General features: G+C 39.4%; 15 protein-coding genes. 5 read left to right on the top strand and 10 right to left on the bottom strand.

The window, feature by feature from the left end; translation table 11 throughout:
* The first annotated feature begins 13 nt into the window (after positions 1-13).
* Both GFH32_RS04405 and GFH32_RS04400 read left to right on the top strand, forming a co-directional pair.
* Positions 14-3,232, top strand: a complete 3,219-nt coding sequence (locus GFH32_RS04405) for a SusC/RagA family TonB-linked outer membrane protein (RefSeq protein ID WP_153509921.1) — start codon at positions 14-16, stop codon at positions 3,230-3,232.
* Positions 3,233-3,243: 11 nt separating this feature from the next.
* The gene (locus GFH32_RS04400) at positions 3,244-4,677 is read left to right on the top strand and encodes a SusD/RagB family nutrient-binding outer membrane lipoprotein (RefSeq protein WP_153509920.1); all 1,434 of its coding nucleotides are present in this window, start codon (positions 3,244-3,246) and stop codon (positions 4,675-4,677) included.
* Positions 4,678-4,764: 87 nt separating this feature from the next.
* On the opposite strand, the gene GFH32_RS04395 is transcribed toward GFH32_RS04400, so the two are convergent.
* The 5 genes from GFH32_RS04395 to GFH32_RS04375 form a co-directional block, all read right to left on the bottom strand.
* Positions 4,765-5,241, bottom strand: a complete 477-nt coding sequence (locus GFH32_RS04395; protein ID WP_153509919.1) for a cupin domain-containing protein — start codon at positions 5,239-5,241, stop codon at positions 4,765-4,767.
* 7 nt (positions 5,242-5,248) lie between these two features.
* Complete coding sequence (locus GFH32_RS04390) at positions 5,249-6,307, bottom strand: alpha/beta hydrolase (protein ID WP_153509918.1); 1,059 nt, start codon at positions 6,305-6,307, stop codon at positions 5,249-5,251.
* Positions 6,308-6,331: 24 nt separating this feature from the next.
* Positions 6,332-7,423: an alpha/beta hydrolase gene (locus GFH32_RS04385; RefSeq protein WP_153509917.1), complete on the bottom strand. Its 1,092-nt coding sequence runs from the start codon at positions 7,421-7,423 to the stop codon at positions 6,332-6,334.
* Positions 7,424-8,146 carry a carboxymuconolactone decarboxylase family protein gene (locus GFH32_RS04380; RefSeq protein WP_153509916.1) on the bottom strand — a complete coding sequence of 241 codons (723 nt, stop codon included), beginning with the start codon at positions 8,144-8,146 and terminating at the stop codon, positions 7,424-7,426.
* Positions 8,147-8,230: 84 nt separating this feature from the next.
* A complete protein-coding gene (locus tag GFH32_RS04375) occupies positions 8,231-8,659 on the bottom strand; it encodes a nuclear transport factor 2 family protein (protein ID WP_153509915.1) in 429 nt (142 codons plus the stop codon).
* A 243-nt stretch (positions 8,660-8,902) separates the two neighbouring features.
* On the opposite strand from GFH32_RS04375, the gene GFH32_RS18560 reads away from it, so the two are divergent.
* Together GFH32_RS18560 and GFH32_RS18555 are read left to right on the top strand one after the other, a co-directional pair.
* A complete protein-coding gene (locus GFH32_RS18560; RefSeq protein WP_317162873.1) occupies positions 8,903-9,466 on the top strand; it encodes a hypothetical protein in 564 nt (187 codons plus the stop codon).
* Positions 9,467-9,469: 3 nt separating this feature from the next.
* Positions 9,470-9,796 carry a helix-turn-helix domain-containing protein gene (locus GFH32_RS18555; protein ID WP_317162872.1) on the top strand — a complete coding sequence of 109 codons (327 nt, stop codon included), beginning with the start codon at positions 9,470-9,472 and terminating at the stop codon, positions 9,794-9,796.
* Between the two features lie 62 nt (positions 9,797-9,858).
* On the opposite strand, the gene GFH32_RS04365 is transcribed toward GFH32_RS18555, so the two are convergent.
* From GFH32_RS04365 to GFH32_RS04345, 5 genes are all read right to left on the bottom strand, one after another.
* On the bottom strand, positions 9,859-11,367 hold the full coding sequence (locus GFH32_RS04365; RefSeq protein ID WP_153509914.1) for a M14 family zinc carboxypeptidase: 1,509 nt from the start codon (positions 11,365-11,367) through the stop codon (positions 9,859-9,861).
* A 1-nt stretch (position 11,368) separates the two neighbouring features.
* Positions 11,369-12,415: a S66 peptidase family protein gene (locus GFH32_RS04360; RefSeq protein ID WP_153509913.1), complete on the bottom strand. Its 1,047-nt coding sequence runs from the start codon at positions 12,413-12,415 to the stop codon at positions 11,369-11,371.
* Between the two features lie 2 nt (positions 12,416-12,417).
* Complete coding sequence (locus GFH32_RS04355) at positions 12,418-13,752, bottom strand: dihydroorotase (protein WP_153509912.1); 1,335 nt, start codon at positions 13,750-13,752, stop codon at positions 12,418-12,420.
* 54 nt (positions 13,753-13,806) lie between these two features.
* Positions 13,807-14,496: an ATP-binding cassette domain-containing protein gene (locus GFH32_RS04350; protein ID WP_153509911.1), complete on the bottom strand. Its 690-nt coding sequence runs from the start codon at positions 14,494-14,496 to the stop codon at positions 13,807-13,809.
* Between the two features lie 352 nt (positions 14,497-14,848).
* Positions 14,849-15,661, bottom strand: coding sequence for an SGNH/GDSL hydrolase family protein (locus tag GFH32_RS04345; RefSeq protein WP_153509910.1), 813 nt, complete (start codon positions 15,659-15,661; stop codon positions 14,849-14,851).
* A 313-nt stretch (positions 15,662-15,974) separates the two neighbouring features.
* On the opposite strand from GFH32_RS04345, the gene GFH32_RS04340 reads away from it, so the two are divergent.
* Positions 15,975-16,712: an ImuA family protein gene (locus tag GFH32_RS04340; protein WP_153509909.1), complete on the top strand. Its 738-nt coding sequence runs from the start codon at positions 15,975-15,977 to the stop codon at positions 16,710-16,712.
* The last annotated feature ends 1 nt before the right edge of the window (position 16,713 follow it).

Here is a 16,713-nt window from a genome sequence, read left to right as displayed (position 1 = left end):
AAACACCTCGATTATGAAACATCATTTACTCACTTCCATGTGTGTAATGGCTTGCGCGAGCATTCAAGTCGTTAACGCACAACAGATCGCAGTAGCTGGTAAAGTTTCAGACCAAAATGGAGCTCCTCTAAGTGGAGTAACAGTTACGGTAAAAGGCACTTCCATAAGTACCGCAAGTAATGATAATGGTCTGTTTACTTTAAATGCTGATCACAATGCCACCCTAGTCTTTACAGCTGTTGGATACCAAACTCAAGAAATTGCAGTGGCTGGTAGAAAGACTTTAAATGTAACTCTAAATAGCGGCGACCAAGTAATTGATGAGGTCGTTGTTACCGCCCTAGGAATTCAAAGAAGTGAAAAATCCCTAGGATACTCAACGCAAAAGGTCAGCGGCGACGATTTAACGTTTACAAAAGATAATAACGTATTGGGTTCTTTGGCAGGAAAAGTAGCAGGAGCTCAGGTAACCGGTTCTTCTGGGGCCAGTTTGGGAGGAACACAAAAAATAAAAATTAGAGGTATCAATTCAGTAACTGGCGGTGGACAACCTTTAATGGTAATCGACGGAACACCTATTTCGAATGCAAACTTCAGTAGTTCCAATGGCAATGGTGTCGATTTAGGTAACGTTGGACAAGATATAAACCCAGAAGACGTTGAAAGCATTAACGTTTTAAAAGGTCCTGCTGCTTCTGCTTTATATGGTCTCAGGGGACAATATGGAGTAATCATGATTACCACGAAAAAAGGTAAAAAGGGACCTAAGTCGGTATCAGTTGATCTTAATTCAGCAACTTCATTTGAGCAAGTTGGCAATTTTATGCCACTACAAAACATTTATGGCGTTGGAAACAATCAAAACTTCTTAAAACTTGGATCTGGCGAATTGTATGTAAATGGTAATGATGAGTCTTGGGGTCCAAAAATGGACGGAACTCCAGTACGCATGTACTACAGCTTTTATCCGCAGGACGCTGATTACGGAAAAACAACAGCATTTCTTCCTCAGCCCGATAACATTAAAGACTTTTTTCAGACAGGGTTAAACACCAATAATGGATTAACGATTAGTGGCGGAGCAGAAAATTCTTCCATCCGCTTCTCTTATAACAATACATATATTAAAGGAACATATCCTAACACATGGTTAAAACGCAACAACTTTGCAGTTAACGGATCCTTAGATATAACAAGCAAATTAACCGCTTCGGCAAATATTAATTATGCGAACAATAAAGGTCAACGGCCTGTGATGGGTTACCAAGGGTCATTCACTGGAGCGACACAATGGTTCCAACGTAATATAGATATTAATCGGTTGAGAAATTATCGTTATGAAGATGGCACCATTATGAATTGGAATGTGAACCCTGTTGCTGCGACAGGATTACTTGTCAACAACACGCCATCAGACTGGAACAATCCCTTCTTCGATGCTTATGAAAATCTAAACAACGATTCTAGAGATCGTATTTTTGGGGATATAGGTTTAACTTATCAAGTGTTGCCAGAATTAAAGCTATCTGGATTCATAAGAAAAGACCAATTTACCCAAAATACGAGTCGCAAACTAGCATTTGGAGGTCGCTCAGAATCAGGGACAGGCTCATTTTTATCGTCTCACGGATATTCAGTCGGTAAATTTCAAAATGATGAAATGAATTATGAATTTCTTGCAACATATGATAAACGGTGGAATGATTTGACTTTAAATGCGAACGTTGGTGGTAATATCTATAATCGCCAATACGACTACTTAACTCAAAAAACCCAAGGAGGATTAAGTTCCCCAGGATTCTTTAATATTGAAGGTTCTATCGATCGTCCACTTGTTGAATCTTATTCATTAAAGAAACAAATACGTTCATTCTACGCAATGGCATCTTTGGGATATAAAGACACATATTTCCTAGATGCTTCGATAAGACGCGATATCTCCTCTACGCTACCGAAAGAAAACAACTCGTATTGGTACCCTTCGGTTTCTGGATCATTTGTATTTAGCAACTTATTAGAACCCTCTTTCTTGAGTTTTGGAAAACTTAGAGCATCATATGCTGTCGCTGGTGCTGATGTGGATCCATTTGATATTTTATTGAATTATAATGTAGGAAGTGTCTATGCTTCTACCACGCAAACTATCCCGACATTAACTTTGCCAGACATTTTAAACAACGTCAATTTAAAACCATCGTTCGCGCATTCTTATGAAGTTGGTATGGATCTTAAATTCTTGAAGAACAGATTGGGAATTGATTTCACATATTATCAACAACGCAACAAAGATCAGGTTATTAGTTTAACGACTCCTTCGGGAACTGGTTACAGCAAAGCGACAGTTAATGCAGGCGATATCGAAAATAACGGTATAGAGGTTTCTATACACGGAACACCTGTAAAGAACGAGAATTTCTCTTGGAATATGACGTTAAATGGTGCGAGGAACAATAGTAAAATCCATCAACTAATTGATGGTATTGACTCCTATGAATTGGGCTCAAATACTTATTCTAGTCAAACAGTTTATCTTTATGCTAATAAAGGTCAAGCATTCGGGACATTAGTTGGACCGGGGTACAAACGTGATGAAGCAACGGGAAAAATTCTATTGAATGCATCAAACCTCCCGATACAAAAGCCAAATGTAGACTTTGGTTCTGTTTTACCTGACTTTACAGGAGGTTTTCTGAACTCGTTTCAATACAAAAATATTGATTTGAATGCTATGATTGATTTTCAAGCTGGTGGCCAGTTCTTTAGTTGGTCAAAGATGCTCGCAGTTAAGTCTGGACAAGCGGAAGAAACAGCAGCGATAAATTCAAACGGCAAAAATGTTCGCGATCCCCTTGCTGATGGAGGAGGTTACGAAATCAACGGAATCTCAGAAGCCACAGGTGAAGAAGTTAATGCGTTTGTAGACGCAAGAACCTATTTCAGAAACAACATCGGAACCAGTATCTATGAAGAATGGCTTTATGATGCCTCTTACATTAAACTTCGTGAAGTAAGTTTAGGATATACTTTTAATAAAAATCAATTGGGGAATTCAGCTTTCAAAGCAATCCGAATTGCTGTTATCGCTAGAAATCCTTGGATGATCTGGCAAAAAGCACCTAAAGGTCTAGATCCGTCCGAATTATCGTCGGGAAGTGCATCCATAAGCTGGATCGAAAAAGGCGAGTTACAAACAGTTCGCTCTTATGGTTTCAATTTAAGTGTTAAATTTTAAAAATGGCTATCATGAAAAATAAATTTCTAAAATATATGTTTATTGCTCTGATACCAGCAGCAGTAAGCTCATGTACGAAATTTGATGATTCGTACTATCAAAACCCAAACAAACCAACTGAGGCCTCGGGAACTCAGCTAATTGCTAACGCTCAGTTATTCTTACCTAGCTTAAGCTCAAGCGCTTACGGAGTTCACTATCCGCAATATTTAAGTCTTACTACCTATACAGATAATACTAGATTTCTAACAAAGAATTTTGACTTTGAGACTTGGTATGTAGGCCCTTTGATGAATCTTGAAGAAGTATTGAAAAAAGGTGAAACCTTATCCGCAGTTGATGGGCCTGTGGTTAACCAGATCGCAATAGCTAAAATATTGAAAGCATTTTTCCTGTGGAATGTTACCGATAGATGGGGCGACGTTCCGATGTCGGAAGCATTCAAAGGAATTGAGATTCCAAATCCAAAATACGATAAACAGGAAGATATTTATAAAGCTCTTTTTAAGTTGCTAGATGAAGCGAATACTTCAATCGTATTAACGAATGGAACTATTAAAAATGACATTATCTATAAAGGAGATATGTCTAAATGGAAAAAACTTGCGAATTCAATTCATATGTTGATGGCATTGAGGTTATCGAAAGTGAATCCAACACTTGGTAAATCGGAATTTGCGAAAGCATATCAAGCAGGAGGTTTTTCTACGATGAAAGACAATTTTTCCTATCCTCACTTAAATCAAGCGGCAAATCAGAATTTCTGGTATAATTCATTTAGTACGCTAGGCCGTAAATGGTATGCGCTGTCGAAACCTTTGGTAGATCAAATGGCTCCATTCAATGATCCTCGCTTATCGGTTTACGGAGACAGCTTAGCAACTGGCGGATATGCAGGCTTAGAATTCGGAAAGGCTGTTCCCAATCCAGACGTAGACATTCCTAAGGTTTCGTTATTAGGAAGCAAACTTCGCGCACAAGATGCACCAGTACATTTAACAACTTATGCTCAATTATTATTAGCGCAAGCAGAAGCAGCAAAATTAGGTTGGCTACCAGGGGGTGATGCGCAGGCAAAGACTTGGTACGATGAAGCAATCAAACAATCAATCTTACAATGGACTGATTCTGACGAAAAGGCCGAGGCTTATTTAGAGGAAACTGCAATCGCCTATCAACCAGCAAAAGCGTTAGAACAGATTGCGACGCAACGTTGGATACATGTATTCCCATATGGTTATGAGGGATGGGCAGAATGGAGAAGGACTGGTTTCCCAAAACTAATGATAGCTTCAGATATCAACAATGGTAAAATGCCTAGAAGAGACGGATATCCTGTGAACGAAGCTGTAAACAATAAAGCAAGTTATGACGCAGCTGTTTCAGCATTTCCATACGGAGGAGAAGACAACTTAGATAGTAGAGTTTGGTGGGATAAACCATAAAATGCTATATGTATAAAAACAAGAAAGAGCTGGCAATTGCCAGCTTTTTCTTGTTTTTATACACTATCTTTCGGTCAAGTACCAAACCTATTGATGGTATTCTTCGTCGCTCACCTCTTCTAACCAAACTGTCTCTCCTTTTTCACGCCCGGTGATAGCGACTTGAACAAAAGCTGTATCGGCACTAGCACCATGCCAATGCGGGATATCAGCAGGACATTTAATAGCATCCCCTTTACGTAGTATTTGTTTTGGCTTTCCCTTTTCCTGATAGTAGCCAACTCCATCAATAGCCAATAATATCTGCCCCGCAGGGTGCGTATGCCATTTACTTCTAGCTCCAGCTTCGAAAGTAACACTTCCAACGGAGTTCGAATTCAAACTATCTGCATCAATGAGCGGTTGTAAATACGTAGTTCCCACAAAATTAGCATTTGTGATTTTCTCCCCTCGAGGAAATACAAGGTCAGCATTCTGTTTATCTATATTCAATTTCGAATCATTTTTACAAGCTACAACTGTTAATGTAAGCAAAGTAAGGATGTAATATATATTCTTCTTCATTAGTTAATTATAAGTTCTTTTGATAAAAATCTACCAATCTATTAACGGCCTGATTGACATAAATGGGCTTCCAATAGGTTTCTATATGACTAGCACCTTCAATGACAAACAGCTCCTTATCTTTTGCATTAACCGCCTTAACGAAAATTTCGTCAGTCATGTATTTCGTATCGGCTTTACTACCTGCAATCATGAGTAGTGGTTGATTGATCAATTCAATTTGATTAGAAGCGTCCCAAGTCATTAAATCCATCAAACTACTTGTCGTATACAGAAATGTCGAATTGGGATGAGCATGCGTTCTATAGTAATATTCGAATCCCTCGCGATAAAGCATTGTGGAGGTTTTTGCAATTTCTTCATCTGTAACACTAGATACACCTGTTAGTGGGCTTTCATTTCCCGCCGCTTCCGATGCTCTAGCTTCAGAAGCAAGCTGCAAACGATCTTGAATGTTATTTAATTGAGAATTTTGAAATCCATTTCGTCTAACTTCTCCAGAATTGAACATACTCAAAGTGGCCAGAGCCTTAAATCGCTTATCTGATTGCGCTGCTTTTAGGCTGTATCCACCACCACCGCAGATTCCTAACAATCCAATCCGTTTACTATCGACACCTACAAATTGCGAGATAAAGTCTGCCATTCCATGTATATCCTCTACGCGAAACTGAGGTTTGTCCTGGTGACGTGGAAAACCACCGCTTGCTCCTTGGTAGGCTGCATCAGCAGTAATGGTAATATACCCTGCTTCTGCTAAACGTTGTGCATACAATCCCGTTGTTTGTTCCTTTACACCACCATTTGGATGCGCTAATACAATTGACGGATACTTTTTTGAGGAATCATAGTCTGCCGGTGTATACACATTCGCCTTGATATCAATTCCATTCAGCTTATACGATACCGGGTGGATGTTGACTTTACCTTTTACATTCTCTGTGATAGCCCCCTCATATACCAAAGTGTAAGGATTTTCATCAGCTTTCTGATGATACTGGGCGTTCACCGTATCTGCAGTAAATGTTGACATCGCAACAGCGACTATCGAAGTTATTCTCTTCATCTTACTTATCATTATTAGCCTATATTATTTATCTAAACCTTTTTCCTTCAACCAGCCGGCCAACAGATTAGCAACGGCCACATTGTTCAAGTCTGACATTAAAAAATGCGTATTACCATAAATTCCAATTGCTGGAAGATGAACTACCTGAGCATCGCCACCATGCTTATTGATTGCAGCAACCCAAAGCTTTGCCATCTCAAGTCCCGAGCGCCAATGATCTTTGTTCCATACATTTGTCGGATCTTTAGCAATATTGTCTCCATAGTAGATGATTATTGGCCGCGTTGTCAATTTTTTAAAATCAGCAAGCGGGATCTCTACGCCACTCAGGGCACCGAATAGACCATTTGATTGTATAGGAGCAGGAACTTCACCACTTGGAAATACAAACCCACTATAAGGTTCATAGGCAACGACCGCTTTGACCTGCGTATTCTGAATTGCTGTCAGCCATCCTGGACCGCATCCCTGGGAATGTGTAATTAAAATACCATCACCAATGTTATCGAATACTTGAGACACCGCCGATGAAACTACTTTCGCATCAAAATTGCCCGTGTTTGGCGTCATCTGACGATAAAATTGCTCCAAGGAGTAAGCATCTTTTGGAAACTGAACATTTGGGAAGTAATCTGGATAATTCCCTATACGAAATTGCGTAAACCAAAACTGTTCATCAGTAACAGGCTTAACACTTGCTTCTACGGTACTTTTTCCAGCCTCACCACGTCGAGGTTGATCTAGCAGATAAACGCCATAGCCCTTCCCTAGAAAAATATTCTGAAATCCATCACGACCATCGGGTGTCGATTCCCAAGTTTTCTTCGATTGGCCAGCACCATGAAGGAATACCAAGGGTAATTTCTTTGCTTTCCTCGGAACTTGATAAAAGACATAAGCATGATCCCCGTGGAACGTTTGACCTTCGGGCTTCAAAGCATTATCAACATCAAAAGTACCTGCAGTCGTTAAAGTCGTACCACCAACTAAAAAACTACCTTGCGATTGAATACGCAAGTCTGTTTTATTGTGTACAAACTTCTTACTTTGTGCGCTTACAGTAGCAGTCAAAATCATCATCATTATAAAACACGTACCAAATCTCATCTTCATTTATTTTCGTTTTTCTATAACCTTATCAAGCACTTTTTGTGCGGCTTCGGCGTCTGTTTCTCCTATTGTTAATCTTAAGACATCAACATACTGTTGTAACTGTTCCGGCGATAATCCCACGTTTAAGCAGATCGTTAGGTGAGAGTTCAACATGGGCTCAGCCTGTCCAATTGCCGCCAATACGGAAACGGTAACTAGTTCTCTTTGAGCATAAGTCAACACATCGCGTTCAAAAATATCCGCGAATAAATGCTCTTTTAAAAAGCGGTCGATTGTTGGTGCAAAAGCTGAATAACCCGAGAGCGTATCTGCTTGTACCGTCTGCGTTAATTCGCCAAGAATCTTCTTTCCACGATCATATTTGTTACTTTCAATATCTACATTGGAAGCTTGCTTTCCCATTTCATCTTTGATCCCTTTTTCTTGACGTTCGCTCAGCACTTCCATAAATGTTTGTAATCCCCGAATACTACGTGGAAATCCGCAATAAGCATAGGTGTGAATGAGAACTTCTTTTATTTCATTCACCGTGAGTCCATGCTCTAATCCCCGATTAAGGGCGACCTTCAACTTTTCCAAATCTCCTTTGCCGGTCAAAGCCGAAATACTGATCAAACTTTGATCACTAGCACTCAATTTACTTACAGCTTTATTCTGTGCCATTAAATGGGTATTTGTAAATACGGAAATGATGACCAAACCTAAAAACACTAGTTGCTTCATATCTTTTAATTATTACACAAAGGTCTGGGATTAAATGCGATAAACTTGTAGACACACTACGGTTATTATTACCAATATTACTGTTTACAGCAATTTTGTAAAAGAGAGCGCTAGTAGCTCCCAAACTTCTCCCCGCTTCTCATAGACTTCGGTGACCATAAAATTATTACTCACTTCATTCCCACCGACAACCGCCAAAAGTGTAATCTTATTTAATAAAACCGCAGTATTTTCAATAATGTTTACCGAAACTTCATGAATATCGGCTTTCTTATACCATATATTCCCATTTCGAATAACATCGATTTCCGCAGCTTTTCCCCAAGCACCTCCCATATGTACGAAAACTGACTTTTCATGAAATAAACGATCTAACTTTTTAACATCTTTCTCTGCCATCCATTGCCACTTGTCCTTCGATAACTCAATGATTTGTTGGTCCAAGCTCGTTTGAGCTGATGCTGCGGAGATTCCAACAAAAATTAAACACAATCCAACGAGTATACTTTTCATATTTTTTTATGATTAAATTGAAACTTATTATTAATTGCAACGCGAAACCCTTAATTGATAAAAGTCGCTTATTAGATTCCTAGCAAATCATAAATTGCACACTTCAAAGTTCTACGTAAATATTCGAATAGGACTTATATGAATTACGGATTGAGCTACCAAAATCACTGATTGCTAATCCATAACATAAAAGAACGTAATCGAATATGTATTTTTGATTTTCATACTTAAACAACTGGAAGCATGGACGAGATGATTAACTTCAGCAGTATCAAAGAATATAACGCGTTCAACAACAATGAAACGTTACATCCTTTAATTAGTGTGGTACATTTGGACAAAGCCAATCCAAGGAAGCTCACTCGACTTCGCTATGAATTCTACACCATCTTCTTTAAGCAAATTCACTGCGGCGATCTACGCTACGGTTTACATAATTATGATTACGAAGAGGGCACCTTAATATTTCTTGCACCAGGACAGGTAATTGGACAAAATGCCGAGGAATACTATCAACCGCAGGGAATTGCCTTGGTCATCCATCCAGACCTCATAGCAGGAACTACGCTAGCAAAAAACATAGGTGATTACCATTTCTTCTCCTATGCCGTCAATGAGGCCTTACATCTATCCGAACAGGAACGTAAGATTATTTTAGACTGTTTTTCCAAAATAGAATATGAATTACAACATGCGCTGGACAAGCATAGTAAACAACTCATTATTTCTAATATTGAGCTGTTTTTAAATTACTGTACAAGGTTTTATGATCGTCAGTTTCTTACCCGAGAAAATGTAAACAAATGAGTCATGGAACGATTTGAGCAGTTGCTTAACGAATATTTCGCTGGCGATAACCCGCAAGACATTGGACTACCCGCCGTTTCTTGGTTTGCGGAACAACTGCATTTATCAGCAAATTATTTTGGAGACCTCATCAAAAAAGAAACTGGAATTTCACCGCAGGAATATATTCAAAATAAGGTCATTCATATTGCTAAGGACCGAATATTTGATAACAGCAAAAGCATCAGTGAAATAGCTTTTGAACTAGGTTTTAAATATCCGCAACATTTTACTCGACTATTCAAGCAAAAAACAGGGATTACTCCTGTTGCTTTCCGAAATTTGAATTGATAGAAAAGAGAGATTATAACGAAACAGCGCGTGCTACCGATAAGTAGCACGCGCTGTTTTTTTTATTGTATCCTATTTTTGAGAAGCCCTGCTTCTTTCAAAGGTTTTTCGAGATCAATTAAATAGCCATTTAGAATCGCATATTTCAATTTTCCGGTAGAATCGCCAATGTAAAAATTGGCCGTGCCACCTAAATCAATAAAAGGTGTAGTTGCAAAAACTGTTTTACTAAAAACCTGAATTGGCAAATTATGTAGAAGTCCCTCTTCTGTTGGCAAAAGTTGAGTGATTTGCACGCCCATATATCCTTTCTTCAAAAGATCATAAGCAATCGCAGGTGTCAAGGCAGCGAAATTCGGAAGAGGCTTCGGTGCAATCTTAGCAGGAATAAATTTCAAGCCCTCGGCTTCTACTTCATCATAGCCATAGGATTCTGGTAAATCACCAATATCCTCTATGCGTCCACGAACAAAATAATCTCCACCGATTGTATTCTCTCCCCTACGTACCGCAATATCACTCGTTAAAGGGATAGAATCGTTGCCAAATGATAAACCGCGAATAACAATATCATGCATTTGACTTGCATTAAATGGAATTTCCTCATAACCCTTCGCATCGTAATTCTCGTAGCTTCCTTGCGCAATCTCTATTAAGGCATTTAGGATAATAATGAAATTGAGCTTACGGATTTCTTGCTTTTCCGGATCCCCTTTCATTCCGCCCGATTCAATTAACACTGTACTCGCTCCCCAAGATTGAAAATTATCTCCAAAGCCTCGTGGCGTGTAGGTGTCGTCGTATTTAGCCACCGCATCAGGAACATACTGTTGAAGAATCTTATTCATGCCAACGATTATTTGCATCGCTCCTTCACGCACTTCATTCACGCCGCGCTCCGTATTGTAGGCCGGAGCTAATAACGATATACTAACGGGATTTTTTGTATTTGGCACATTATAATAAATGTTCTGATCATGAAGATTAAATCCATAGCGTGGCTGGAAGCTCTTCGCTCGAGATTTCAATAATGCACCCTCTACGGTTTGATTAGCACGAGCATCCCTATTTAAGTCTATACTTTGTGCATTGCGGCGTAAGAATCGTTCTGCGCCATCAGGATTAAGCATGGGGATAAATCGTATATTCAAATTCTCCTGAAGTACTGTTCTAATGCTATCGAAACCATCTCCCTTTCCTTCCAAGAAATTGAAAAGATCAAACAATGCCATAGTCGCTGTTGGCTCATCGCCGTGCATTTGTGACCAAAGCATTACTTTTTTGTCTCCTTTACCATAGGCTAACTCAAATATTGCACGACCTTCAACAGATTTACCTATTTGATCAATCTGAAATAGATTGCTCTTTTGATGTACCTGAATTAACGAATCAACATCTTTATGTTTAAACCGACGATGAAATAGCGCCGATTCTTTGTATTTAGCATGCATGGCGTTCCATTGGCTACTGTCTACTTGTATACCCCCAATTGTTCCATGCTTAGAAGAGTCAAAAGGATTACTACAGGATGTCAAAGCCAACAGGCCTAAGGAAACTAAGAATAACTTCATATTAAATTAACGCTTTTTCTAAGATCTCTATTGTTCCTTTATCTGCATCTAGGCGAACTTTCACCCCGACAGGCAATAAGAACTGATCATCGATATGCCCAATTACCGCCCCCGTGTAGGCCGGAATATTTAATGGTTTTATGAAATCCCGGAGGATTTGATCTAGGTTTAAGGAACCATAGCCGCCCGATGGGGAGCAGCCTGTACATTTTCCGAAAACAAAACCCTTGATTTGCGAAAGTATACCCGCATTCATTAACTGGCAGAACATACGATCTACCTTTTCTGGACTTTCATTAATCTCTTCAAGAAATAGAATGCTGTCCTTAAAATCAGGAAGGTAGGGCGAACCACAAAGACCAGATATTAAAGTCAAGTTTCCTCCTAATAATTTTCCTTCTACAACTCCTGGATTAATAGTGGTTATACGATCCTTGTACTGTACGATATTGTCTCCCTTTTTCGCTGGATTAGCAAAGGTGACCAATTTATTATCGATAAACTGATCCTTAAAGGTATTGGCAACAAAGTTACTCCAATTAGAAGTACCTACCGGACCGTGGAAAGTTACTAAGCTAGCCTTTGCTTGAAAGGCCATAATCAGCGCAGTGATATCACTATAGCCTAAGAGTACTTTAGGATTATTAGCAATCAATTTATAATCAATCTTTGATAACAAACGCGAAGCACCAGCGCCACCACGAATACATAGAATTCCAGCAACTGATTTATCCGCAAACATTTGGTGTAAATCCTCCAATCGTTGCGCATCAGTACCGGCTAAATTGCCATAACGTTCGCGTATATATTTTCCTTCTTTGACCTTGAAACCAAAGTATGATAAGACTTCCTTCGTCAACGTAATGGCATCTTCATCACCTAAGGCACTTGCAGGTGTGATAATCCCGATGGTGTCGCCTGCCTTCAATACATTTCCCTTCAATAAAGGTTTTACTTGTGCTGCCATCGCTAAGGCATCTGAACTCCCTGCGAATGGAAGCGCAGCCATCCCTAAACCTAGGGATTTTAAGAATGAACGTTTATCCATTATTATCTATTAAAAAGTAAACGATGACCTGAACCTACTTCTATAATTTGACCATTGCTATATGCGATGTTTCCAGAAACTAGCGTGTGTTCAATAGTCGACGAGAAAGTATATTCTTCAAATGGCGACCAGCCACATTTCGATAAAATATTAGTTTTATTAACCGTATAGGGTTTATTCAAATCTACTAAAACCAAATCTGCCCAATAGCCTTCACGAATATATCCACGTTGTTCAATCTGAAATAAGGTCGCCGTATTATGCGCTGTCTTTTGAACTAATTGTTCCAAAGTCATTTTTCCTTGCTTCACTAAATCTAGCAGCGCTTGAAGGGCATGTTGCACTAAAGGTCCTCCCGATGGTGCCTGCAAATAAGGTTGTGATTTTTCCTCGAAAGTATGTGGAGCGTGATCTGTGGCAATCACATCGATATGCCCATCCAATACCGCTTTTAGGATTCCATCTCGATCCGTTGCTGTCTTTACTGCAGGGTTCCATTTAATGAAATTACCTTTAGTTTTATAATCTGCATCCGAAAACCAAAGATGGTGAATACAAGCTTCTGCTGTTATTCTCTTTTGTTCCAAAGGGATTGTATTTTCAAACAAGGCTGTTTCTCGAGCCGTAGAAATATGTAAGATATGCAATCTAGTATTGTTCTTTTTAGCAAGTTCGACTGCTTTCGAAGAGGATAGATAGCAAGCTTCCGCTGAACGAATAAGTGGATGCATTTCAATGGTGACATGCTCTCCATATTTTTCCTTATAGGCCGCAAGATTAGCTTGAATGGTTGCTTCATCCTCACAGTGTGTGGCGATTAAGGTTGGCGCTTGAGAAAAAATAGCTTCCAACGATTGTTCATTATCCACCAACATATTCCCTGTTGAGGAACCCATAAAGATCTTGATACCACAGACATCGCGTGGATTCGTTTTCAAGACCTCATCTAGGTTATCATTCGCTGCCCCCATGAAAAAAGAATAATTCGCTAAGGAGCTATCTTGCCCTATATCGTATTTATCTTGCAACAATTTTTGTGTCAAGGTATTTGGTACCGTATTAGGCATCTCCATAAAAGAGGTAGTACCACCTGCTACGGCAGCGCGACTCTCTGTAAAGATATTGGCTTTATAAGTTAAACCCGGCTCACGGAAGTGAACTTGATCATCAATCAATCCCGGAAATAAGTGTAAGCCATCCGCATTAATTACCTTTTCAGCGTGCGCATCAATCGTACTAGCGATTTTGTCTATACGCCCATCTTTAATCAATAAATCTTGCGCCTTAATCTCCCCTTCATTGACAACCTGCGCATTCTTGATAAGTATTGTAGACATGTATATTTTTTTTAGGATAAACAAATATACTAAATAGGAATTTCTAAGGCAGATTTATTCGGTATTATGGTCAAACGTTCCTTCAGGAACATAAAATAATTCCAATTCTCTTTTATCATTTAAAATTCTGCAGGCTCCATTCTGCATTAGGAATAATTCATCGCTGATGGCTAATACATTATGATAGTCATGATCGGATATGAGAATTCCTTTTTTCGCTTTAAAAGAAAGAATCAATTCTTGAACCATATCCTTTAACAGCGGTGATAGGCCTGTAAATGGTTCATCTAATAGGATAAAAGTGGCCGGTCTATGGAGTATGAGTAAGATTTCTAAATAGCGAAGTTCGCCTCCGGATAAGTCAGCAATCGAGTCCTTCAAATGAGGCTGAATGAGCGGATTGCTTTGAATGGCCTGTAAAGATTCCTTCTGATCAATCATCATGTTGATAACACGATCGACTGTTAACCAAGTTGGTAGAAAAGTATCTTGAGGAAGGTAGCAAACCTCAGTAGTTAAGTATGCCTTGTTGACGCGTTTTCCATTCACCCGTATAAATGCATGAGCAGGTCGAACGGTCCCGAAAATTATTTTCATTAGTGTTGATTTCCCACAACCGTTTCTCCCCAGCAAACCTGTAATCTTGCCTGGACGAAGGATTAGAACGCCGCCATTAATTAGACGCTGATTATAATGATATTCAAATTCGATAGAATCCGCAAACAGTTCTTTTAACTCTTCCATAGTGAGCGAATAAAAAGGATGAGTATGCCTGGTGCTAAATTAAAAATCCAACAATAGGCCCAGAGTTTAAATCGAGAATAACCTAGGTTTCGAAAAAGGTATACGTATTTTTTAACGAACAATTCGGTAACAAACATGGATGCCAAAAATCCAAAGGTAAAGTAGCTGGTTGCCATGGCCAAAACCGACATGCTAAAACATCCCGTGATAAAGAGATTAATTAACAAAGCGGGCACATAAATAGGTCTAATATGTTTAAATTGAATAGGCATTCTTAAAGTTATTCAAACTTTAAGAAGCCTAATCATATTCTTTTTGCTTTTAACAGCTTTTAACAAGGAAAGGCGATTGCTTAATGATATCCTTCATAATATTCCCCTCCGCAGGTAGGTTGTTTTGGGTCGAAAATTGACAATGCTTTAAACAAGGATATTGCCATTTCTTTATGCCCTAAGCCGTTGGGATGTAGCGGATCATTTAAGAGTAATTTTGACCACTGATCTTTATATTTCGCTTTTAGTTCTCCGTTCCAAATCTCCCATTGATTCACAAAGATTACTTGTTCTTTTTGGACAACTTCACTCATCTTGATGACATAGTGTTTTAAGTTAGCACGTTCGGGTGCATGCGATTCGAGAATGGGTGTAGGACTTAACAATACCGGAATAGCCCCTAATGCGCGAATTTTTTGAATAAGCGTTTTTAAGTTTTCCCCATATTGTTCTACAGAGATTGCCTTGTCTGTGGCGGCATCATTGGTACCAATCATCAAGAAGACCACCTGAGGTTTGCTATGTGCTACGCGCCAGTCAAAATCGTCTAGCACATTTTTACTGGTATTTCCACTGACCCCCATATTAATAATTATATCGCGATATCTTCCCATCTCATAACGCACACGCTCAAAGAATATCTCCGAATAGGTACGCGAACCATGTGTATGTTTCGCCCCTTGGGTAATGCTATTTCCTGCAAAAAGCCAGGTAATGGGTGTTTTGCTTTTTAATAATGTTGCTATCGCTTGTTGATCTGGCAATGTGCTGTCGGCTAAAAGCTCCTGCTGGACGAATGGCTCGTTTCCCAGAAAAATAAAATTGGCTTTTGCGCTCGCATTGACGCTCAGAAATGTAGCACAGCAAGCCATGATTGCATGAGTTAGGTTCATGTTAGGTTTGATTTTTTTGAGAACAAGATACAAAACTTTATTCAAATCAATCCCTAAGGAATGCTTCGGATTAACTCCCAATCAGACCCGCTTCCGAAGGGGTTTGATTGGGATCTGTATTGGGTTTGAAAGGGATGTGAAAGGGATCTATACCAACGAAAGTGCATGTAAATTTTCAGTACTCCTAGTTTTCAAGCTTGTTCAAATGCATTTTACCTCTATTGTTTTTACTAAATAATTTAGTTTTAAACAAGTGTTGTTTACTAAATATTTTAGTATTAATTTTGTTTTGAAAACCTTTATTTAGGAGGGAATGATGGTAGAAGATAGACAAGCATTAATCAGTAAGCTGAAGAACGATATGTTGCTTTGGCAGGGAATAAAACCTCGAGATAGCCAAGAAGAACGTCTTGGGCTCGGCCCAATTGAGGAGGCTTTTCCTAACGGCATCTTTCCCAAAGGTAGTATCCATGAGTTTATTAGCACAGGTCGAGAAGAAGGTGCTGCTTCTTGTGGATTCATGAGTGCGCTACTAAGCAAATTAATGAAAAGCAAAGGCGTCTGTCTTTGGATTAGCAGCTTTAAATCGCTGTTTCCCATCGCAATTAAGACTTTCGGTGTGGAGCCTGAGCGCGTTGTGATTGTTTGTATGCAAAAGGAAAAGGATGTGCTTTGGGCGATGGAAGAGGCTTTAAAATGTCCGGGTATTTCGGGTGTTGTTGCGGAGGTTCATAAGCTTGATTATACGCAGACTCGCAGACTGCAACTTGCTGTAGAAAAGAGTCAAGTCGTCGGTTTTATTTTACGACACAACCCCAAAACATTGGTTGCTACCGCCTGTACTGCGCGTTGGCGAATTAAGCCTTTGGCGAGTTATGCTGCCGATGGGTTGCCTGGCATTGGTTTTCCGCGCTGGGATGTAGAATTGCTAAAGGTTCGTAATGGTAATCCTGGACGTTGGCAGGTGGAGTTTTCAACGCAAGGAATTCGTCCTATTTTTCAACAAGCAGAGCCTGCTATATTTTCCGAAAGAACACAGCAGACAGGTTAAT

Origin of the sequence: Sphingobacteruim zhuxiongii (genome assembly GCF_009557615.1) — a bacterium.
Lineage (GTDB): Bacteria > Bacteroidota > Bacteroidia > Sphingobacteriales > Sphingobacteriaceae > Sphingobacterium > Sphingobacterium zhuxiongii.
The sequence above is the reverse complement of the archived record's forward strand: the minus strand, read 5'-3'. Positions and strand labels throughout refer to the sequence as shown.